Origin of the sequence: Natronomonas amylolytica (assembly GCF_037031205.1) — an archaeon.
Taxonomy (GTDB): Archaea; Halobacteriota; Halobacteria; order Halobacteriales; family Haloarculaceae; genus Natronomonas; species Natronomonas amylolytica.
Map to the genome: position 1 here is coordinate 278,120 of NZ_JAYEZM010000004.1, position 19,601 is coordinate 297,720.

The window sequence follows — 19,601 nt, forward strand, 5'->3', positions numbered from 1 at the left end:
GTCGGGCGGTTTGCGAGCAGATACCACGGGGGCGAGGGGGAACCGTCCCGAGACGGCCGTGTGGCTACTCCCGAGGCGGGAGTCGCCCGATGTCCGCCAGCACCGCACTCGCCGTCTCCGGGCCGCCAGCGCCACGGCCGGAGATATTGAGTCGACCCGCGTGATTCGTCTCCAGTTGGACGATGTTCAGCGTGCCCGACACCGCGAGCGTCCCGTTTTCCGGAACGAGGCGGGGACCAACCCGGACCTTCCCGTCCGAAACCTCGCCGATGAGGCGAATCGTCCGGCCGTCCTCGGCGGCGAGTTCGAGCGGGCTTCCGGGCAGGTCGGCGATGCCCTCGACCTCCGCGTCCTCGAGCGTGTACGTCTCGTCGTAGAGGACGTTCGCGAGGATGACACACTTCAGCGCGGCGTCGGTGCCCTCCACGTCGAAGGTTGGGTCGGCCTCGGCGACGCCGAGGTCCTGTGCCTCTGCCAGCACGTGCTCGTAGTCCAGCCCCTCGGCGGCCATCCGACTGAGGATGAAGTTGGCCGTCCCGTTGAGGACGCCACGGGCCGCGGTGACCTGCCCGTTGAGGTCGTCGATGGTCGACAGCACCGGAATCGCGCCGCCGACCGCCGCCTCGAACAGCACCGACCCCTTCGAGTCGGCTTCCAGTTGCCGGACCTCGTCGTAGCGCTCGGCGACCGGGCCCTTGTTGGCGAGGACGACGTGCCGGTCACGGCCGAGCGCGCGCTCGACGTGGGAGAATCCAGGTTCGGCGTCGCCTAGCGTCGTCGGCGTCGCTTCCACGAGGACGTCGTAATCGGCCGAAAGCGCCGCTTCGACCTCGGCATCGCCGACGACGCCGCGGCTTCGCTTGCGGGAGAGGACGTCCTCGGCGTCGAGGCCGTCCTCGTCGACGACGGCCGTCGAGGAATCCGCGACCGCGACGATATCGTGGCCGTATTCGCCGGCCAACTCGACGACGGAGGTGCCGACGGCGCCCGCACCGAGTACGGCGAGTTTCATTGGCCACCCTCCGTCAGCGGTTCGATGACACGCAGGTCCTTCTCGTCGGCAATCTCCCGAACCGTCTCCAGCGCATCGGAGGACTGGCCCTCGCTGGCGACGATGCGGAGGCGCGCGCTGGAGGGGTTTTCGGTACCCTGTGGTGCCGAAAGCGACACGTCGGCGACCGAGACGCCGCCGCAGTCCTGGAACCGTTGGAGGGTATCCGAGAGATCCGTATCCACGAGATGGCCGACGAGGACGACCGTCAGCTCCTCGCTGTACCGCTCGGCGCCCGCCTGAATGATGTTGACGCCGGCGTCCCGAAGCGCGTCGACGATGACGTCGAACTGCGATTGGGTCGCTTCGAGGTCGACTTCGACGGGGATGTGCCCCCGCGGTGTGAGGTTGCCGCGCTCGTGGAATATCGAGAGGAGGTTCCCACCGTTGTCGGCGATGGGTTCGAGCGCGCGCAGTAGTTCACCGGGTTCGTCGACGAGTTCGAGACGCACCGTGTAGGACCGGACGTCCGCCTCGCTCATCGGCTCACCTCCGAGCGTTCACTCATTACCCAATCTCACGGTCCGCCGGCTATAAGAACGCCGTCATTCGCAAATGTATCCTGCATCGACGGTGAACACCCTCACTCCCGCCCGACAGCGGCGAATTTCGACAGCTGACACCGAACCCGTTTTTAAATGTTGTCAGATATAAGAGAGGGCCATGATGGCCACGAATCGCCCTCTGGGATTTGTCGGTGCCGTCGTCGCCAGCGCCGTCGTTCCGGTCGTCGCGGCGGCCGTGGTCTTCGTCGACCCGACGCCACGGGAGTTGCTGCAGGCGGCCGTTCTCGGGTGGCTGCCGCTGGCAGTCGCGGTCGGTACCGCCGACGTCAACCCGGCGCGTCTCTCGCGGTTCGCCATCGTCTTCTGTGGGACGCTCGTCGGCCTGACGCTGCTGGTCGCCACACTCCTAGGCCAACCCGTGCTCGATATCGGCCTCTATCGGGTCTCCAGCCTCCAGTTCGCCGTCCCAATCAATCCCGTGATGGCCGTCCTCGTCGGCGGCGCGGCGGCGCTGTCCTACTACGGCGTCTTCGAGTGGGGTCCCGAGGCCAGCGACGGCACGGCGGTCTGATTTCGCTCGGTCTTCAGCAATCGACTACTGCTGGTCGTCATCACGCATAGCTGACTGTTTATAAACAGTAGTGTCGCGTCTGGCGGCAATACGCGAGAGGAAAGCAACAATAAGATAGCATCCGCGAGGCGCGCGGAACGCGCCGAGCGGTTTGCTGAAAAGAGCGCGGAGCGCTCTTTTCGCATGACGAAAGACGCCGACGGCGTCTTTCGAACCACACCGCGCCGAGCGTCAGCGAGGCGCGGGACCAAGGGCCGACCGGTAGCGAGACTCCGAACGGGGTGAGGAGTCTCGAAGTGCCGAACGGCGAACGAAGTGAGCCGTGAGGCGAGGGAGGCCCGCCGTGTCTTTTTCATGAAAGTTTTTGCCGCGAGCGCCAGCGGCGCTCGCGTGCAAAAAGTTTCAGAAGTAGTCGATACGCTCGGGCAGTTCCGTCTTCATGCCCTTCCGCTCGCGGATTTCCTTGATGGTTTCGGGCTGGAGGTTGTCGGCCATGACGCGGAAGCCGGCGTTCTCCGTGTTCCAGGAGGCCCGTCCCTCGGTCGCACTCCGGATGTCCGAGGAGAAGCCGATCATCTCGTCGACGGGCGCGATACCCTCGACGACCATGAGGTCGCCTTCCTGGTACATGTCGTCGACGCGGCCACGGCGGCCCTGAATCTCGCCGGATGCGGCGCCCATGTGCTCGTTGGGCACGTCGATGCGGACCTCCTGAATCGGCTCCAGGAGTTTGATGTCCGCGTCGATGAGGGCGTTGTGGACGGCCTCGCGGACGGCGGGGATGACCTGCGCCGGACCGCGGTGGATGGCGTCCTCGTGGAGACGGGCGTCGTGGAGGCGGATGAGTGCGCCTTCGACGGGTTCGGCGGCGAGGGGACCGTCGTCGAGCGCCTCTTCGAGGCCCTCGATGACGAGTTCCATCGTCTCGTTGAGGTGCTGGATACCCTTCGTGTCGTCGATGAAGATGTTCGTGTTGTGAATCTCCTCGACGTTCTGGGCGGTGTCCTTGTCCATGCCCTCTTCCATGAGCGCCTCGCGGCGCTCCAGTTCGGGCATGTCCATCGAGATGTCGCCCATCTTGATGCCCTCGACGATGTCGTCGCTGAGGGGTTCGACAGTGATGTAGAACCGGTTGTGGTTGTTCGGCGAGCGCCCTTCGACCTCGCGGGATTCGGTCTGCGGCGCCTCGCGGAAGACGACGATGGGTTCGCCGGTGTGGACCGGGATACCCTGGTTCCGCTCGATACGCTGGGTGATGACTTCGAGGTGGAGTTCACCCTGCCCGGAGATGAGGTGTTCGCCGGTGTCCTCGTTGATCTCGATCTGGATGGTCGGGTCTTCCTTGGCGACCTGCTGGAGCGTCTCGATGAGCTTCGGCAGGTCGTCCATGTTCTTCGCCTCGACGGACTTCGTGATGACCGGCTCCGAGATGTGTTCGATGGACTCGAACGGCGTCATCTCGACGGAGGAGACGGTCGAGCCGGCGATGGCGTCCTTCAGACCGGTGACGGCAGCGATGTTCCCGGCGGGAACGTGCTCGACTTCCTCACGCTCGCCACCCATGTAGATACCGACGCTCTGGACGCGGTTCTGGCCGGCGGTCCCGGAGACATAGAGCTCCTGGCCCTTCTCGATGGTCCCGGAGAAAACACGCCCTGCGGCGATTTCACCGGCGTGGGGGTCGACACCGATGTCGGTGACCATCATGACGACTTCGCCGTCCTCGTCGACCAGACGCATCGTGTCGGCGATGTCGGATTCGGGGTCGCCACGCCAGATACGCGGGATACGCATCGGCTGGGCGTCGATAGGGTTCGGGAAGTGCTCACAGACCATGTCGAGCACGACGTCCGAAAGCGGCGTCCGCTCGTGGAGTTCCTGCCGCTTGTCGGCGCGCTCCAGTTCGATGATTTCGCCGAAGTCCATCCCGGTCCGCTGCATCGACGGCATCGAGACGCCCCACTTGTAGAGGGCCGAACCGAAGCCGACGGTGCCTTCCTCGACGGAGACCGTCCAGTCCTCTTCGATTTCGTCCATCTCCTCGGTCATCCCGCGGATGAGCTCGTTGACGTCGGCGATGACGCCGAGGAGTCGCTCCTGCATTTCCTCGGGGCCTTCCTGCAGTTCGGAGATGAGGCGGTCGACCTTGTTGATGAACAGCGTCGGCTTGACGCCCTCGCGGAGCGCCTGCCGAAGCACCGTCTCCGTCTGGGGCATGGCGCCCTCGACGGCGTCGACGACGACGAGCGCGCCGTCGACGGCACGCATCGCCCGCGTCACGTCGCCACCGAAGTCGACGTGGCCCGGCGTGTCGATGAGGTTGACGAGGTGGTTCTTCCCCTCGTACTCGTGGGTCATCGAAACGTTTGCCGCGTCGATGGTGATGCCGCGTTCCTGTTCGTCCTCTTCGGTGTCCATCGCGAGCTGTTCGCCGGCGCTCTCCTCGGCGATCATGCCCGCACCAGCCAGCAGATTGTCGGTGAGAGTGGTCTTCCCGTGGTCAACGTGGGCGGCGATGGCGATGTTCCGGATGTTCTCCGGTTCGTCCATCAGCCGTTCGCACTCCTGTACGATCTTCTTACGTCGGCCCATTATACAGTCAGTTTCCAGTAGCAGGGTGAAAAGGGTAGTGTTTCGCCGCGAGCGGGCGCGACGCGGTAGCAAAGCGCTCGTTCGCGGCGAAGCTCGGAGGCCGAGCAGCGCGAGGCTTCCGGTGTTTTGCCGCGGTCAAAACCGGCGTTTTCGGGACGTACCCCGTGGTTTCGTCCCGCACGGTACGGGTTCACTCCCCGGAATTCCGTGTCGGATTGCCGGTATGCTCGCGTGTCCGGCCGGGGGAAACCGGCCGTTTCCTTCGGCATACGTAAGAGTCAAACGGCAACAGCCCCTGTTAAGATATGACATGGATGTTCGCGTGACGGGATGTGGGCCGGCGGAGCCGTTTCTCAGCGCTCGTGACGTCTTCGAGACGGAGTACGAGCTCACGCTGCCGGTCGACGTCGAGATACGAGAGAACCCCGACGAGCGGACGGTTGCGGGCCACTACGAGGACCACCACGAACTGCTCGTCTCCCAGCGGGCCGCCACCTCGGCGATGGCACGGGAACTCGCACTCCACGAGTTCGCCCACATGGCTCGCTACGAGGAGGAACACCCCTCGCACGTCCAGTCGACCGAGGAGGCCCTCTTCCTCGCGTTGGCCGGCAAGAGCGTCGAGCGGCGGAAACTGGCCCACTGCTATCAGATCGCCAACCACATGAAGGACATCTACGCCGACGACATCACCCTCGACATCGGGCCGACCGAGAAACTGGTCGCCTTCATGGAGTCGTCGCTCGCCAGCGCCGTCGCCGATTCCCCGCCGGCCGCGCCCGGCGACTGGGAGCGCTGGACGGAGGCCGCCGACCCCGAAATCACGGCTGTCAACGCCGCCTTCGCGCTCGCACTCTTGGAGCGACACGACGCCATCGAGCGGGACCACCGGCTCTACGACCTCGCCGACGCCGCCGCGGCCGACGCCCCCGGCGTCTCCCTCGCGGCGTTCAAAAACCACTTCCAGTCGCTACGACGGGACCCCGACGAGTCGGAGTACCGGCAGGCGCTAGTGGACGTGACCCGCGAGTACGCCATCGACGGCCGGCAGGCCGCCGACTAACACGTGTAGTCGGATTCGTGTTCACGTCCATTCCTCGTCCAGAAACATACGGATGGCGCGCACGTCTCACACGAGACGGCAGCCGAACTGAAATCGACCGTTCGAGGTGAGTTCGTGCCGAATAAGACAGGGCGGAGTTAGGCGGTATCGACGAGCGACCCGAAGAGTTCCTCCGCGTCCGCCGGCGTATCGAAGTCGTGGAAGTGTTCGCCCTTCTCCTTCGAGAGGATATTCAGCGCGGCAGCGGCCCCGTCCCCGGCCGAAATCACGGCTTGCCACTCCTCGGCGCGCACCATCGCCCCGGTCGCGTAGGCGTTCTCGACCGAGGTTTCCATCGTCACGTCCACGTCGACGACGCCCTCGTCGGTGAGCGTACAGCCGAGTTCCTCGGCCAAATCGCGGTCGGCGCCGGTCGCGAGAACGACGTACGTCGCGGTCGATTGGCCGTCGTCGGTCGAGAGGGTGAAGCCGTCAGCCGTCGATTCGACGGCCGTCACGCCCGTCCCTTGCCGTCGGTCGACGCCGAACTCGTCGACCTGGTCTCGGAGCGTCTCCATATACGCGGACCCGTCTATCGACCCGATACCGGGATAGTTGAACAGGTGCGCCTTGTGCATCCACGTCTCGTCGGTATCGAAGACCGTGGTGTCGAGCCCGTTCTTCGCGGTGAACAGCGCTGTACTGAGACCAGCAGGACCGCCGCCGACGACGTTTACAGTAGCCATAGCTAACTAGTATAGTGCCTCTAACGACAAAAGGGGACGGAACCCGGAAGCCGACGACATCCGTCCGGACGGTATTCCTCGAGAACCGGCACCCACAGCGGTGACACAGGTATCTCGACCGGCCAGTCTACGACGATTCCTGAACGATGCGCACCAGTCGGTCGTCGCCCTCCTTCGGGAACGCGTCGGAGGCGCGGCCGTCTCGGTTCGACGTGAGCGCATAGAGGCCACCGTCCGGCCCCTGTTCGACGTGTCGAATCCGGCCGAATTCGTCCTCGAAGAGCGGGTGAGCGACGGCGTCGTACGCGGGATGGTGCCAGTCGGCCTCGAATCGCCGGCCACCGATGTCGGGGGCCTCGCCGTCGAAGACCGTGACGACGTTGATGCGCTGGGAGATGAGGCCGCCCGTGACGAAGCGGTTCCGCAGGGCCGGTACCGACTCGCCGGTGTAGAAGACGCCGCCACAGGGCGCCCACGTCACGTCGGGACCGGTGTTGACGAGCGGGTTCACGACATCGTCGTGGGCGGCGTAGGACTCGTATTCGCTGTCGTCCGGACCGCCACGAACCGACGGCCAGCCGTAGTTGCCGCCGGACTCGACGAGGTTGACCTCGTCGCGGCCCGGCGACGGCCCGTGTTCGGGGGCGATGGGCGTCGCGTCCGGCAGAAACGAGATGCCCTGCGGGTTCCGGTGGCCGTAGCTGTAGACGCGGGGCGCCTCGAAGCCGGGGTTGCCGTCGGGGGCGGTCCCGTCCGGTTCGAGGCGGAGAATTTTGCCCGCGAGACTGCCGGTGTCCTGTGGCCCCGACTCGATGTTCGCATCGCCCGTGGTCACCCACAGGTAGTTCCGCGGGCCGAAGGCCAGCCGAGAGCCGTTGTGGATGTTGCGGTGGCCCGGGATATCGTCGACGACGACCGTCTCCTCGTTGCCGTTGTCCATGTCGTAGAGGACCAGCCGGTTTCGGTAGTCCTCCTCGCCCGCCTGATAGGTGTAGAACGCATAGAGGACGGGCACCTCGGGATAGTTCGGATGGAGCGCGATACCGAGCAGGCCGCCCTCGCTGCCGCCGGCCCACCAGCCGCCCTCCTCGTCGGTTTCGATGGCGGCGGCGTGGTCGATGACGGCGTCGGGTTCCGCAACGGCCTCCAGTTCGCCGGCGCTGTAGTGGCTGATGCGGCCGACGCGCTCGGAGATGAACACCTCGCCGTCGGGGGCGAACTCGATGTCCCACGGGACCTCGAGCCCCTCGATTATCGTCTCGGTGCCGAAAGAAGCCTCCAGCGGCGACGATTCGGGAGCCGACCAGTCGGGGTCGTGTCGGTCCCAGTCGTCGAGGGAGTGGTCGACGGAGAGGTCGTATTCCGAGTCGACCGGCTCGGTGTCGTCGAAGGGATTGAGACAGCCAGCGAGGGCGAGAGTGCCGGCCGTTCCGGCGGATGCGAGGAACCGTCGTCGGGTGGCACGCGGGCGCATACCGGTTGCTATGGGGCTAGCCGCTAAAGATTGCTGCTTCGAGCGTCCGTCCGCGAAAACGAAAGAGAGGGGTGACGAACGGTTAGCGAGCTGCGGCCGCGACGCGTTCCTGTTCTTCCTTCTGACTGATGGGGTAGGCCTGCAGGTCGTAGTTGGCCGCGCCGACGAGCTGGCTGGCCAGCGCCTCGGCGGCGGGCGTCGTCGTCTTGAACGACCCGCTGAGCGTGCCCTGTGCAATGAACTTCAGGGCCTGGTCGACGCGCCGCTGGGGGGCGACGTCGACGGCCTTCGGGACCGAGATGCCACCGTACTTCAGGCGGACGGTCTCCTCCCGCGGGCCGGCGTTCTCGACGGCCGTCACGAGTACCTGCACCGGGTTCTCCTCGGTGCGCTCGGCGACGAGTTCGAAGGCGTCCTGCACGATGCTGGCTGCCTTCTGCTTCTTGCCGGTGTTCTCCTCGGTCTGCATGAGGCGGTTGATGAGCCGCTCGACGATGGAGATCTCCGACTTCTTGAACTGCTTTTCCGAGTGGCGACCCATCGTGTGGGCGATGGGCGTGACGGTGATGTACCGTCGCGTCGAGGGGTCCGAATACTCGATACCGTCGACGTCCCATTCGCCGAAGAGCTTGGCCGACACGCGCTCGTCCTCGGTGGAGGCGGGCGCGTCGGGTTCGGGAGCTTCCGAACTCATTATCGGACCGGTTTCTCCGCGTTCCCGCGGACGAGTTCGATCAGGGAGACGCCGTTCACCTTCTCGACCTTGTAGTTGACACCCGAAAGGTCGCCCATCGCACGACCCTTGGCACCGCCGATACCGGCGATGGTGACCTCGTCGTGCTCGTCGATGAACGAGATAGCACCGTCACCGGGACAGAAGGCGGTGACCTGCTTTCCGTTCTTGATGAGCTGCACCCGGACGCATTTCCGGATGGCCGAGTTGGGCTGCTTTGCTTCGATACCGACCTTCTCGAGGACGATGCCCCGACCCTGCGGGGCGCCCTCGAGGGGGTCGGACTTCTTGCCGAGTCCGCGGGCACGGCGCGCGTAATCCGAGTCGGACCACCGATGCTTCTGGCGGTCCTTCTTGATTTTCCGCGCGGCGTATTTGCCGTTCGCCATAGTGCCAGTAGCTTCCCGACGGAGCTACTTAAGCATCCCTTTTCGAAACAGCGGGCGTGAGACACCACCACGGCGCAGTATCCGGACGAACGCCCCGAACAGCAACCGTCTCGGCGCCCGCCGACGACTGCCTTTCGGCGTTGCGCCACAACGCGAAGGTTTAGTTCCCGTGCGAACGTATGACAATGTACGATGTCCTCCAGCAGCGAACCGCGGGTCTTCGCCATCGCCGGCGACCCGGACTGCGACCACGCCGCCGCCCGCGAACTCGGCAGCGACGGCGCCAACCGGTTTTTCGAGTGTCCGGACTGCGGCAGCGCCCTGATAACGGAAAGCTCCATATCGGAGCCGCAGAAGGCCACCAACGAGTTCGGCGACATGGATTCCCGCCTCGGCGACCTGCTGGACGATATCGACGCCTATCACAAGGGAGAGCCCACCGCGTTTTCCCAACAGCGACCCGACTCATTCGTCGGCCGACTCGCAGCCGCACTTGCCCGACTGTTGCCCTAACCGAAACTGACCGACCAAACAACAGAGCCGGCATCCGCCGAGCGGGGCCTTCGAAGAAGGCCCCCGAGGCGGTTTGCTCAAAAGAGCGCGACGCGCTCTTTTGGCATGACGAAAGGCGCTTCGCGCCTTTCGAACCACCCGGCGGCGAACGAAGTGAGCCGCCGTAGCGACGAGTGACTACCGCAGCGCTGACCGAAGGGAAGCGCTGCGACAGGAACGAGTCGCGCATATTTTCCCCACGTTTTTGCCGAGAACCGGGGTCGCGGGCCGAAGCGCCCGCGACCCGCGTTCTCGTGCAAAAAGTGGCTATGGTAGTTCAATCTCGTCCACGTCGAAATGCCGCTTGGCCAGCCGTCGCGCGAGGTCGATGTTGCGGCCGTCAGTTCCGATGGCGACGCCGACGTCGTCGCGGTCGACCTCGGCGTAGGCGACCGTGGTGTCGTTCTCGGAGATGGTGACGTTGTAGACGGCCGCGGGTGCCAGCGCATTGGCGACGAAGTCCTCGGCGGTGTCGGCGCCCTCGACGATTTCGATGTCGTGGCCGATTTTCCCTTCGAGTTGCTGGACGTGTTTGCCGCCGGGGCCGATGGCCTTGCCCATCGTGCCTGGCGGGACGACGAAGACGACGCGGTCGTACTCCTCATCGACGATGCAATCGGTGGCCGCCACGTCGGTTTCCTCGTCGAACAGCGCGATGTACTGTCGTGCCTCGTCGGTTAGCGTGACGGCCATGGGAAGAAGGTAGTGTGGAGTCGAGGGTTGGTTCGGCAGGGTTAGTCGTCGGCGGATTCGACCGATTGCGTGGCGCCCATCCGGAGATCGACGTCGCCGGTGCCCAGTTTGATGGGCTTGCCGACGATGACGTTCTCGGTGACGCCGTCGAGTTCGTCGACCTCGCCGTGGATGGCCGCATCCAGCAGGTGGTTGACCGTGACCTCGAATGCGGCGCGGGCGAGCACGGAGTCCTTGTTGCCGGAGATGCCGTGTCGGCCGATGGACTCGATTTCGCCGTTGTTGGTCATGATGTCGGCGACCAGCATCAGGTGGCGGATGTTCACGTCGTCGAGGCCCTGCTCTTCGAGCGTGTTCATCGTCTCCTCGATGATGGCCTCGCGGGCGGCCTCGATGCCGAGGTTGTTGCGAATCTCGTGGATGTTGTTACACGTCGTCCGCGAGGCGTCGACGCCCTCGATGTCGAGGACGTCCTTCAGCGAGGAGCCCTCGGTGTAGAGGACGAACTCCTCGCCCTGTTCGGTTTCCTCCTTGCGGATAACGACGCGGGTGATGTCCTCGATGCCCTTGAAGACGATCTCGCGCAGTTCCTCGACGAGCTGGAGGAGCTGGCGGTAGGAGGGCTGGTCGGGGCCGAACTCGATGAGCGTCGGTTCGGGCTGGACCGTCTCGACGCCGAGCTTGGACTCGATGGTGTCGGCGATCTCGCCGGCGACCTCGTTGATGTTCGGGACGGTCGGCCAGCGCTCTTCGAGCGTCTCCTCGTTGAGGTCGATCTGGACGAGCATGTCGGCGACGTTCGTCGAGACGTCACCCAGCGCGAGGATCTTCGTGGCCTCGATCTTCCAGACGACCTCGTGGGCGCGGTCCCGTTCCTCGGCGAACTCGTCTTCGAGGTGGACCGTCATCATCGGCGTGTCGGGCGTCTTCCGGGCGTCCACCAACTCGATAAGCCGGGGCAGGCCCTGTGTGACGTCGATTTCGGCGACGCCCGCGTAGTGGAACGTGTTCATCGTCATCTGCGTTCCGGGTTCGCCGATAGACTGGGCGGAGACGGTACCGACGGGGTCCAGCGGGTCGACGCGGGATTCGAGGTACTGGGATTCGACGGCCTCGACGATGTCTTCGGCGTGGTCGACGGTCACGTCGCTGCGGTCCCCGAGCGTCGCGTACAGTTCGTCCTTCAGGCGTCGAGGCAGGTCGGTCCCCTCGACGATGTCTTCGATTTCGGCGGTGATCTCAGTCATCTGATTCCACCCCCGTGGCGGAGTCGGACCGCCAGCGTTCGCCGTGCTCCGAGAGGTTCGTCTCGGGTTCCTCGATGCCGAGGAACTCCTGTTTCTCCTGTTCGGTGTCGAACTCCTCTTCGACGATGCGGTCCGTGATGGACTCGATGTCGATGTCGAACTCCTCGCTGGAGGAGACCCGAACCGGCGAGGTGCCGTCCTCGCCGAACTCGAACTGGACGATGGTGTCGGAGGTGTCCCGAACCGTGCCGTCGTACTGGGCTTCGAGTTCCGACAGCGCGTTGATGAGCCGACGCTGCAGGTAGCCGGACTTGGAGGTCCGGACTGCCGTGTCGACGAGGCCCTCGCGGCCGCCCATCGCGTGGAAGAAGAACTCCTTGGGCGTCAGGCCGTTGCGGTAGGAGTTCTCGACGAATCCGTGGGCGTCAGCCGAGAGGTCGTTGCGCTTGAAGTGGCTGAGGGTGCGGTCCTCGTAACCGCGGTTGATGCGCTCGCCGCGGACCGCCTGCTGGCCGACACAGCCGGCCATCTGCGTGAGGTTCAGCATCGACCCACGCGCGCCGGATTCGGCCATGACGACGGCGGGGTTGTCGTCGTCGAAGTGGTCGTCGGCGATGTCACCCGCGGAGTCGCGGGCCTTGCCGAGCGTCTGCATAATCTTCATCTCCAGGGTCTCGTCGACCGTCCGCCCCGGCAGCGATTCGAGTTCGCCGTCGTGGTAGGTCTGGATGAGCTTCTGGACGCGGTCGTAGGCGCCGTCGATGGCCTCGGCGATCTGCTCTTCGGCCTCCCGCTCGATGGATTCGTCGTCGATACCGATCGAGAACCCGAAGTGCATGATGGAACGCATCGCCAGCGTGGCGACCTCGTTGACGAACACGCGTGCTCGCGTGTTGCCGTAGACCTTACAGATGGTGTCGACGACCTCGCCGCCGAAGGCACCGGCGGCGTCCTCGTCGATGGTCCCGGAGACGAGTTCGCCGTCCTCGATGAGCACCGTGTCACCGGCCGAGGACGTGAACTCGAGGTTCAGTCCGTCCGGCAGCAACTCGGAGAAGACCGTCCGACCGGACCAGTACTCCTTGCCCTCCTCGTCGGTGCCGTCAGAGTCGGGGAGTTCGTCGATGCTGGTCGCACGGAGCAGGTCCAGCGCCTGTGTCTCGTTGAACTTGGGGTTCTGGTTGGTCAGCAGGTAGAGCCCCGAGATGTGGTCCTGAATCGCGCCGATGATGTTCTCACCGAAGCGCGGGCTGAGGATCTGCTCTTGGACGCGCATCAGGACGCGCGCCTCGGCACGGGCCTCCTCGTTCTGGAGGGCGTGCATGTTCATCTCGTCGCCGTCGAAGTCGGCGTTGTACGGCGGACAGACCGTCGTGTTCAGCCGGAACGTTTTGTACGGCATCACGACCACTTCGTGGGCCATGATGGACATCCGGTGCAGCGAGGGCTGCCGGTTGAAGATGATGATGTCGCCGTCGATGAGGTGTCGGGCGACCTCCCAGCCGGGTTCGATCTTCTCGGCGAGTTCCTCGCAGTTCTTCTCGGTGACCTTCAGCCGTCGGCCGTCGGGTCGCTTGACGTAGTTGGCGCCCGGATGCGATTCGGGGCCGTTGGCGACGTAGCGACGAGCGTCGTCGAGGTTCCGGTCGTTGACGATCATCGTCTGGGTCATCTCGCTGGCGACGCGGTCGGGGACGCCGACCTCGTTTAGCGACAGCGTCGGGTCCGGCGAGATGACGGTTCGGGCCGAGAAGTTGACACGCTTGCCGGAGAGACTACCACGGAAGCGTCCTTCCTTGCCCTTCAGCCGCTGGCTGAGGGTCTTGAGCGGCCGGCCAGAGCGGTGCCGGGCCGGCGGCGTGCCCGAGATCTCGTTGTCCATGAACGTCGTGACGTGGTACTGGAGCAGTTCCCAGAGGTCCTCGATAATCAGCTGGGGCGCACCCGCCTCGCGGTTCTCCATGAACCGCTGGTTGATGCGGATGATGTCGACCAGCTTGTGAGTGAGGTCGTCCTCGCTCCGCTGGCCGTTGTCCAGCGTAATCGACGGGCGAGCCGTTACCGGCGGGACCGGGAGCACCGTCAGGATGATCCACTCGGGACGGGACTTCTCGGCGTCGATGCCGAGCGTGCGCATGTCCTCGTCCGGGATGTCCTCGAACCAGTCGCGGATGTCCGAGGGCATCAGCTTGTTCATGTCCTCCTCGGTCAGGTCGACGTCGAGGGCCTTCTCGAGGGCCTTCCGGTCGTCCTTCTTGGGCCGGAACTCTCCAGAGAGAATCTGGTTGATGCGTTCGAGTTCGATGCCCGTCTCCTCGGAGAGTTCGTTCGGCGAGACCGGTTCGCGGTCCTCGTCTTCCTCGCCCTCCTCGGCGTCGGGGTCGCGACCTTCCATCGCGGCGGCGATACGCTCGGGGTAATCCGACGAGAGCACCTGCTGGACCTCGTAGTAGGTCGTCGGCTTCTCGTGGTTGATGTCGAACTGCTTTTCGCCGCAGTGCGGACAGCGGTCCTTCTTCCGCGCGAGGCGGATGGCCGCCTTCGTCACGTCGTTGAGGTCCTCGCCGAGCTGGCGGGTCCGGTCGAGCCGGTCGCGGAACTCCGCCTGCTCGTCCTCGGTCAGACAGAGCCGCGAGCATTCACGACAGGTGCCGCGAAGCAGGCGACGGATGAGCTTCGCGAAGCCGACGTGGATGACGGGCGCCGCGAGTTCGATGTGGCCGAAGTGGCCGTTACAGGAACCCGAGTGCTTCCCGCAGGTCTTACATTCGAGGCCGGGGTCGATGACGCCCAGTCGGGGGTCCATCAGCCCCATGTCGATGGGGAAGCCGTCGTCGTCGTATGTGTCGGCCGTGATGACCTTCGTGGCCGACATGTCACGGTACTCCTCGGGGTCCATGAGGCCGAAACTGAGCTGGCCGATTTCTTTTGGGGCTTGTCCTTGCATTATACTGCGTCCTCCAGTTCGATCCGCGGGGCGATACCCAGCGCCTTCATCTCGTCGAGCAGGAGCTTGAACGCGTAACTCATCTCGACTTCGTGGACGTCGGTCTCCTCGTCACAGTTCGGACAGTAGACCCGGCGCTGCTCGACGTTCTCGACGGCGCTCATCCCACACTGCCCACAGACGTGGATGAGTTCGCGGTCGGATTCGTCCAGCAGGCGCTCTTTGAGCGTCATGGCCGCGCCGTGGCCGATGAAGACGTCACGTTCCATCTCACCGATACGGAGGCCACCCTCACGGGCACGCCCCTCGGTGGGCTGGCGGGTCAGCACCTGCACCGGCCCGCGCGAGCGGGCGTGCAGCTTGTTCGAGACCATGTGGTAGAGCTTCTGGTAGAAGATGACGCCGACGAAGATCTCGGCCTCGATCTGCTCGCCAGTGATGCCCGAGTACATGACCTCCTTGCCGTTGGACTTGTAGCCGCGCTCGACGAGGGCCTCGCGGAGTTCGTCCTCGTCTTCGCCCTGGAACGGCGTCCCGTCGACACGGCGGCCCTCCATCGAGCCGACCTTGCCGCCGAGCATCTCCAGGATGTGGCCCACCGTCATCCGCGACGGCAGCGCGTGGGGGTTCAGGATGAGGTCGGGCACGACCCCGTCCTGCGTAAAGGGCATGTCCTCCTGCGGTGCGAGGTGGCCGACGACACCCTTCTGGCCGTGCCGGGAGGCGAACTTGTCGCCGAGTTCCGGCACCCGCTCGTCGCGGACCTTGACCTTCGAGAGCTTCGAGCCGTCCTCCCCTTCCATCAGCGTGACGGTGTCGACGACCCCGGACTCACCGGAGCGCATCGTCACCGACGTCTCACGCCGCTTCTGCGGGGAGAGACCGCCCATCTCCTCCGGCTCTTCGAGGAACCGAGGCGGGCTGGTCTTGCCCAGCAGCACGTCGTTTTCGCCGACGCGCGTTTCGGGGTTGACGAGGCCGTCCTCGTCGAGGTGCGTGTAGGCTTCCTCGCCACGAGCGCCCCGGACCTCGTCGTCCGGAATCTCGAAGCGGTCCTCCTGACCGCCGGGGTAGCGCCGTTCCTCGCCCTCGTAGGTCCGGAAGAAGTGCGACCGCGCGAGCGCACGCTCGACGCTGGCTTTGTTCATGACCAGCGCGTCCTCGATGTTGAAGCCCTCGTAGGACATGACCGCGACGACGAAGTTCTGTGCGGCCGGTCGGTCGTCGTAGCCGATCTGTTCGGTCGTCTGGGTCTTGACGATGGAGAGTTGCGGATAGTGAAGCAGGTGCTGGCGGGTGTCGGGTCGGATACGGTAGTTGGCCGACGGCAGGCCGAGCGACTGCTTGATCATCCCCGAGCCCATCGTAATCCGCGGCGAGGCGTTGTGTTCGGGGTACGGAATCATGCCCGCGCCGATACCGAACATCAACTGCGGGTCGACTTCGAGGTGCGTGTGGTCCTCGGTGAGTTCGTCCTCGTCGACGGCGACGTAGATGTCCTCTTCCTCCTCGGCGTCGATGAACTCGACGTAGCCGCGGTCGACGAGGTCCTCGAATTCGAGTTCGCCGCTCTCGACGGCCTCGAGTTCCTCGTCGGTCAGCAGCGGTTCGCCGTCCTCGACGACGATGAGGGGCCGTCGGGCACGGCCGGCGTCGGCGTTGACGATGACCTCGTCGGTCCGGTCGCGGACGGCGACGTTGACCATCTCGTCGATTTCGCCGCGACGCCGTGACTCTCGGATGTCGTCTGCGAGTTTGTGCGGGTCCGGATGGGTGCCGATGAGGCTCCCGTTTACGTAGACTTTGGCTTCTCTTCCCTGACTCATGTTAGTCGTCCGCCGTGTGTGTTTCGACCGTCTCGATTCCCGGAATGCCCTCGACGCCCATCGAGGCGAGTTCGCGTTTCAACTCGCGCTCGTCGTCGACGTTCTGGGACAGTTCCATCGCCTGTGCGAAGTTCTTCACCAGCCCACAGTTCGGCCCCTCCGGCGTCTCGGAGGGACAGATACGACCCCACTGGGTCGCGTGCAGGTCACGCGCCTCGAAGTGCGGCTGCGAGCGGCTAAGCGGCGACCGGAGACGGCGCAGGTGCGACAGCACACCCATGTAGTCCGTCCGGTCGACCAGCTGGCTCACGCCGGAGCGGCCGCCCACCCAGTTCCCGGTCGCGATAGGGTGTTCGAGCCGCTCGGTCAGGACGTCCGACCGAACGACGGTGTTGACCGACAGCTGTCGGTTCCGCATGTTGGCGCGTTCGAGCTGGTACTTCACGTCGCGTGCCAGCTTGTTCAGCGCCGTCCGGAAGAGGTCCTTCATCAGGTCGCCCGATACCTTCAGGCGCTTGTTGGCGTAGTGGTCCTTGTCGTCGGATTCGCGGCGTTCGAGCGCCAGCTCGAAACACGCCTCGGCCATCCGACAGAGGTAGACCGCCTTGTTCATGCGGACCTCCTCGTCTTCGACGCCTTCCTCGTGGAGGTGCGGGAGGAGATAGCGGTCGATGACGTAGTTGGCCCGCTTGAGCTGGTAGTTCTTGCCCTGCCCGGAGGCGACGCGCTGGCCCAGTTTCTCGATGGCCTCGGCGGTCGACTGAACCTCGGCTTCCTCCAGATTTTCGAGCATGAACTTCACGATCTCCGGGTCGTCGGAGACGCGGTGGACGATCTCCTCGTCGGATTCCAGACCCAGTGCGCGAACGAGCGTTACGAAGTTGATAGAACCGGAAACCGACGGGAAGGAGACCTCCAGAATCCCGCTGCGGTTCCGCTCACACAGCACCAGCGCGCGGTAGCCACGGCGCTGAGAGAACGTCTTGGCGATCTGGATCTGGTCGCCGTATTTGGTGTCGTATTCGGCGAGGATCTTGTTCGGCGCGAGGTCCTCGCTGGTCATCAGGACGCGCTCGGAGCCGTTGACGATGAAGTAGCCACCGGGGTCGGCGGGGTCCTCGCCGATTTCGATGAGTTCGTCGTCGGTGAAGTCGGCGATGTTACACTTGTTGGAGCCGACCATGATCGGCATCCGGCCGACCTTCGTCTCGGCCTGGTCGACGATGTGTTCCTCTTCCTCGTCGCCGCCGCGGACGATGCTCATCTCCATGAACACCGGCGCCGAGTAGGTGATGTTGCGGAGGCGGGCCTCCTGCGGATAGAGGAGTTCTTCGGAGCCGTCGGCCTCGCGGACGCGCGGGGTCACGATGCGGACGTTCCCGAGGTCGACGCGAACCGGCTCTTGGCCTTCCTTGTCGCCGATGTCCGTGTCGATGCTTTCCTTCTCGTCAACAACGTCCTGCATCCCCCGGTCGAGGAAGTTGTTGAACGAGCGGAAGTGGTGCTCTGCGAGTCGGTCCCGCGAGAAGTACTCCCGGGAGATCGAACGTCGGTCTTGCCTGTTCATTCTACCACCAGTCGATATACGACGGCTTCGTTCGGTGCCGTCCGCGAGTCACGGACGATTTTAAGCACGTCGCCGACCTCCGCCTCGCTCGGCAGGGCAGGGTCGCGACGCTCGATTTTCGGCAGGTCTGTGCGGTCGATGTCGTACTCCGCGAGCACCTCCTCGACTTCGTCTTCCTCGAGGACCGTGTGCTCCGGAACCAGGTTGTGTTGGCTTACGTCTACCATGTGTTGGGCTGGCCGGGTGAAGAAGCTGTCACGAGATACTACAGCGTGCTACTGTCGCGAGGGATTTAACAGTTGCCAAATCCGACGGCCGGGGCTACCCGTACCGCGACTCCGGCGGCACGTAACTGCTCGTTGCCTCCCCTTGGACAGCAGTTATCAAAAATCCTCGGGCGAGAGCGACGGCCGTCAAGCCGGCATCGAAGCGGGCGGTGTGTGAGCCCACACCTCGGCGCCGTCCATTGGAAAGCCTTAAGGTCAAAACCCGGTTACGAGTGAGTGCAGGGAGCCCGGGTGGTGTAGTGGCCCATCATACAACCCTGTCACGGTTGTGACGCGGGTTCAAATCCCGCCTCGGGCGCTTTCTCCGACGGATTACATCCACAGTGGCTAGTTCAGCCGGTAAGCCGGTACACTAACGGACGGCCGCGTGGTGCTCTCTCGTATTCAGTAGGCGGCTCCGCCAGTTCTGCGTTCCCTCCACAGACCTATACGTCATCCAGCGGCAACCGGGCACAGGATGGAGAACAGCAAACGACGGGGTGACGAAAGCGAATCGAAGGTAATTCACGCGCTAATCTCCAGAGAGTGTAGCGTTGCAATCCCATTCGGGGACAACGATAAGTACGACCTGATAGCGGACATCGACGGTCAGCTGTACCGAATCCAATGCAAGACCGCTTGGCAGAACAAGCCGAATACCATTCGATTCAATACACATAGTCAGACGACGAACCAGGGCGAGTATTTCGAGGAGACGTATCACGGGGAAATCGACGCGTTCGTCGTCCGCTACCCGGAAACCGAGCAGCTCTACTGGGTTGATGTAGCTGACGCCACCGAGCAGAAGATGGAGCTCCGATTCGAAGCCGAAATCGACCATCCCTCGATCAACTGGGCGGAAGACTACGAACTCGGCGAGAGTATTCCGCCGGGATAAGAGATTCTCTCCTAAAGACGAACTACTTAGCGACAGGAAGACAGATAGTACGTATGCCAACCTGGAAGGGCGCGTGGTCGGCCGCCGAGGCGACGGCGTATCTGGAAGACGCGACGGTTCCGATTCGGCTCGCGTGCAACCGACCCAACGGCGGGTTGTGGATGCTCTCGCTGTGGTTCGCCTATCGGGACGGCGAGTTCCTGTGTGCGACGGGCGCGGACGCCGACATCGTCGAGTACCTCGAAGCCGACGGGTCGGTCGCCTTCGAGATATCGGACAACGACCCGCCCTATCGGGGCGTGCGTGGCGCGGGAACCGTGAGCATCGAACCGGACCCCGAGAAGGAACTCCTCCACGAGCTGTTCGAACGGTATCTGGGCGGGACGGACAACTCCCTGGCCGACAAACTGCTCGTGGAGGGCCGGAAGGAGGTCCGACTTCGAATCGAGCCGGAGCGGCTCTACACGTGGGATTTCTCCGAGCGGATGAAGGACGTGTGAA

General features: G+C 64.4%; 18 protein-coding genes and 1 tRNA gene. 6 read left to right on the forward strand and 13 right to left on the reverse strand.

The window, feature by feature from the left end; all coding sequences use genetic code 11:
* Positions 1 to 64 precede the first annotated feature (64 nt).
* Together U5914_RS07165 and U5914_RS07170 are read right to left on the reverse strand one after the other, a co-directional pair.
* Positions 65 to 1,012, reverse strand: coding sequence for a homoserine dehydrogenase (locus U5914_RS07165; RefSeq protein ID WP_336135069.1), 948 nt, complete (start codon positions 1,010 to 1,012; stop codon positions 65 to 67).
* Positions 1,009 to 1,533: an amino acid-binding protein gene (locus U5914_RS07170; protein WP_336135070.1), complete on the reverse strand. Its 525-nt coding sequence runs from the start codon at positions 1,531 to 1,533 to the stop codon at positions 1,009 to 1,011. The genes U5914_RS07165 and U5914_RS07170 overlap by 4 nt, the downstream gene beginning before the upstream one ends.
* Before the next feature lie 181 nt (positions 1,534 to 1,714).
* Between U5914_RS07170 and U5914_RS07175 the strand changes: the two genes are divergently transcribed.
* On the forward strand, positions 1,715 to 2,128 hold the full coding sequence (locus U5914_RS07175; RefSeq protein WP_336135071.1) for a hypothetical protein: 414 nt from the start codon (positions 1,715 to 1,717) through the stop codon (positions 2,126 to 2,128).
* Between the two features lie 402 nt (positions 2,129 to 2,530).
* Here U5914_RS07175 and U5914_RS07180 read toward each other — a convergent pair whose 3' ends face one another.
* Positions 2,531 to 4,720 (reverse strand): elongation factor EF-2, encoded by a 2,190-nt coding sequence (locus U5914_RS07180; protein WP_336135072.1) that lies wholly within the window; start codon positions 4,718 to 4,720, stop codon positions 2,531 to 2,533.
* A 310-nt stretch (positions 4,721 to 5,030) separates the two neighbouring features.
* On the opposite strand from U5914_RS07180, the gene U5914_RS07185 reads away from it, so the two are divergent.
* Positions 5,031 to 5,783 (forward strand): DUF5781 family protein, encoded by a 753-nt coding sequence (locus U5914_RS07185; RefSeq protein WP_336135073.1) that lies wholly within the window; start codon positions 5,031 to 5,033, stop codon positions 5,781 to 5,783.
* Between the two features lie 137 nt (positions 5,784 to 5,920).
* Here the strand turns inward: U5914_RS07185 and U5914_RS07190 are convergent, their stop codons facing one another.
* The 4 genes from U5914_RS07190 to U5914_RS07205 all read right to left on the reverse strand — a co-directional run bounded on the left by U5914_RS07190 (position 5,921) and on the right by U5914_RS07205 (position 9,104).
* Positions 5,921 to 6,508, reverse strand: coding sequence for an FAD-dependent oxidoreductase (locus U5914_RS07190; RefSeq protein ID WP_336135074.1), 588 nt, complete (start codon positions 6,506 to 6,508; stop codon positions 5,921 to 5,923).
* Between the two features lie 127 nt (positions 6,509 to 6,635).
* Complete coding sequence (locus U5914_RS07195) at positions 6,636 to 7,982, reverse strand: PQQ-dependent sugar dehydrogenase (RefSeq protein ID WP_336135075.1); 1,347 nt, start codon at positions 7,980 to 7,982, stop codon at positions 6,636 to 6,638.
* Positions 7,983 to 8,064: 82 nt separating this feature from the next.
* Positions 8,065 to 8,676: a 30S ribosomal protein S7 gene (locus U5914_RS07200; RefSeq protein WP_336135076.1), complete on the reverse strand. Its 612-nt coding sequence runs from the start codon at positions 8,674 to 8,676 to the stop codon at positions 8,065 to 8,067.
* On the reverse strand, positions 8,676 to 9,104 hold the full coding sequence (locus U5914_RS07205; protein WP_336135077.1) for a 30S ribosomal protein S12: 429 nt from the start codon (positions 9,102 to 9,104) through the stop codon (positions 8,676 to 8,678). The genes U5914_RS07200 and U5914_RS07205 overlap by 1 nt, the downstream gene beginning before the upstream one ends.
* A 192-nt stretch (positions 9,105 to 9,296) precedes the next feature.
* Here U5914_RS07205 and U5914_RS07210 point away from each other — a divergent pair, with 192 nt between their 5' ends.
* Positions 9,297 to 9,617, forward strand: coding sequence for a hypothetical protein (locus tag U5914_RS07210; protein ID WP_336135078.1), 321 nt, complete (start codon positions 9,297 to 9,299; stop codon positions 9,615 to 9,617).
* 306 nt (positions 9,618 to 9,923) lie between these two features.
* Here U5914_RS07210 and U5914_RS07215 read toward each other — a convergent pair whose 3' ends face one another.
* From U5914_RS07215 to U5914_RS07240, 6 genes are read right to left on the reverse strand one after another with little or no spacing between them, the layout of a single operon-like run.
* A complete protein-coding gene (locus U5914_RS07215; protein WP_336135079.1) occupies positions 9,924 to 10,349 on the reverse strand; it encodes a NusA-like transcription termination signal-binding factor in 426 nt (141 codons plus the stop codon).
* A 41-nt stretch (positions 10,350 to 10,390) separates the two neighbouring features.
* The gene (gene rpoA2 / locus U5914_RS07220) at positions 10,391 to 11,596 is read right to left on the reverse strand and encodes a DNA-directed RNA polymerase subunit A'' (protein WP_336135080.1); all 1,206 of its coding nucleotides are present in this window, start codon (positions 11,594 to 11,596) and stop codon (positions 10,391 to 10,393) included.
* Positions 11,589 to 14,546 carry a DNA-directed RNA polymerase subunit A' gene (locus U5914_RS07225; protein ID WP_336135229.1) on the reverse strand — a complete coding sequence of 986 codons (2,958 nt, stop codon included), beginning with the start codon at positions 14,544 to 14,546 and terminating at the stop codon, positions 11,589 to 11,591. The genes rpoA2 and U5914_RS07225 overlap by 8 nt, the downstream gene beginning before the upstream one ends.
* Entirely contained in the window at positions 14,543 to 16,369 is a 1,827-nt protein-coding gene (gene rpoB / locus U5914_RS07230) for a DNA-directed RNA polymerase subunit B (protein WP_336135081.1), read from the reverse strand. The genes U5914_RS07225 and rpoB overlap by 4 nt, the downstream gene beginning before the upstream one ends.
* Position 16,370: 1 nt before the next feature.
* Positions 16,371 to 17,936: a DNA-directed RNA polymerase subunit B'' gene (locus tag U5914_RS07235; RefSeq protein ID WP_336135082.1), complete on the reverse strand. Its 1,566-nt coding sequence runs from the start codon at positions 17,934 to 17,936 to the stop codon at positions 16,371 to 16,373.
* Positions 17,933 to 18,163, reverse strand: a complete 231-nt coding sequence (locus U5914_RS07240) for a DNA-directed RNA polymerase subunit H (RefSeq protein ID WP_178289730.1) — start codon at positions 18,161 to 18,163, stop codon at positions 17,933 to 17,935. Before U5914_RS07240 ends, U5914_RS07235 begins: the two co-directional genes overlap by 4 nt.
* A 285-nt stretch (positions 18,164 to 18,448) precedes the next feature.
* On the opposite strand from U5914_RS07240, the gene U5914_RS07245 reads away from it, so the two are divergent.
* From U5914_RS07245 to U5914_RS07255, 3 genes are all read left to right on the forward strand, one after another.
* Positions 18,449 to 18,521 (forward strand) — tRNA-Asp (locus U5914_RS07245).
* A gap of 159 nt (positions 18,522 to 18,680) precedes the next feature.
* Positions 18,681 to 19,100: a group I intron-associated PD-(D/E)XK endonuclease gene (locus tag U5914_RS07250; RefSeq protein WP_336135083.1), complete on the forward strand. Its 420-nt coding sequence runs from the start codon at positions 18,681 to 18,683 to the stop codon at positions 19,098 to 19,100.
* 53 nt (positions 19,101 to 19,153) lie between these two features.
* A complete protein-coding gene (locus U5914_RS07255) occupies positions 19,154 to 19,600 on the forward strand; it encodes a pyridoxamine 5'-phosphate oxidase family protein (protein ID WP_336135084.1) in 447 nt (148 codons plus the stop codon).
* Position 19,601: the final 1 nt, after the last annotated feature.

Excerpts from the sequence above, each read along its gene's own strand:
- U5914_RS07165 (WP_336135069.1), bottom strand. The coding sequence starts at position 1,012 with ATGAAACTCGCCGTACTCGGTGCGGGCGCCGTCGGCACCTCCGTCGTC.
- U5914_RS07170 (WP_336135070.1), bottom strand. The coding sequence starts at position 1,533 with ATGAGCGAGGCGGACGTCCGGTCCTACACGGTGCGTCTCGAACTCGTC.
- U5914_RS07175 (WP_336135071.1), top strand. The coding sequence starts at position 1,715 with ATGATGGCCACGAATCGCCCTCTGGGATTTGTCGGTGCCGTCGTCGCC.
- U5914_RS07180 (WP_336135072.1), bottom strand. The coding sequence starts at position 4,720 with ATGGGCCGACGTAAGAAGATCGTACAGGAGTGCGAACGGCTGATGGAC.
- U5914_RS07185 (WP_336135073.1), top strand. The coding sequence starts at position 5,031 with ATGGATGTTCGCGTGACGGGATGTGGGCCGGCGGAGCCGTTTCTCAGC.
- U5914_RS07190 (WP_336135074.1), bottom strand. The coding sequence starts at position 6,508 with ATGGCTACTGTAAACGTCGTCGGCGGCGGTCCTGCTGGTCTCAGTACA.
- U5914_RS07195 (WP_336135075.1), bottom strand. The coding sequence starts at position 7,982 with ATGCGCCCGCGTGCCACCCGACGACGGTTCCTCGCATCCGCCGGAACG.
- U5914_RS07200 (WP_336135076.1), bottom strand. The coding sequence starts at position 8,676 with ATGAGTTCGGAAGCTCCCGAACCCGACGCGCCCGCCTCCACCGAGGAC.
- U5914_RS07205 (WP_336135077.1), bottom strand. The coding sequence starts at position 9,104 with ATGGCGAACGGCAAATACGCCGCGCGGAAAATCAAGAAGGACCGCCAG.
- U5914_RS07210 (WP_336135078.1), top strand. The coding sequence starts at position 9,297 with ATGTCCTCCAGCAGCGAACCGCGGGTCTTCGCCATCGCCGGCGACCCG.
- U5914_RS07215 (WP_336135079.1), bottom strand. The coding sequence starts at position 10,349 with ATGGCCGTCACGCTAACCGACGAGGCACGACAGTACATCGCGCTGTTC.
- rpoA2 (WP_336135080.1), bottom strand. The coding sequence starts at position 11,596 with ATGACTGAGATCACCGCCGAAATCGAAGACATCGTCGAGGGGACCGAC.
- rpoB (WP_336135081.1), bottom strand. The coding sequence starts at position 16,369 with ATGAGTCAGGGAAGAGAAGCCAAAGTCTACGTAAACGGGAGCCTCATC.
- U5914_RS07235 (WP_336135082.1), bottom strand. The coding sequence starts at position 17,936 with ATGAACAGGCAAGACCGACGTTCGATCTCCCGGGAGTACTTCTCGCGG.
- U5914_RS07240 (WP_178289730.1), bottom strand. The coding sequence starts at position 18,163 with ATGGTAGACGTAAGCCAACACAACCTGGTTCCGGAGCACACGGTCCTC.
- U5914_RS07250 (WP_336135083.1), top strand. The coding sequence starts at position 18,681 with ATGGAGAACAGCAAACGACGGGGTGACGAAAGCGAATCGAAGGTAATT.
- U5914_RS07255 (WP_336135084.1), top strand. The coding sequence starts at position 19,154 with ATGCCAACCTGGAAGGGCGCGTGGTCGGCCGCCGAGGCGACGGCGTAT.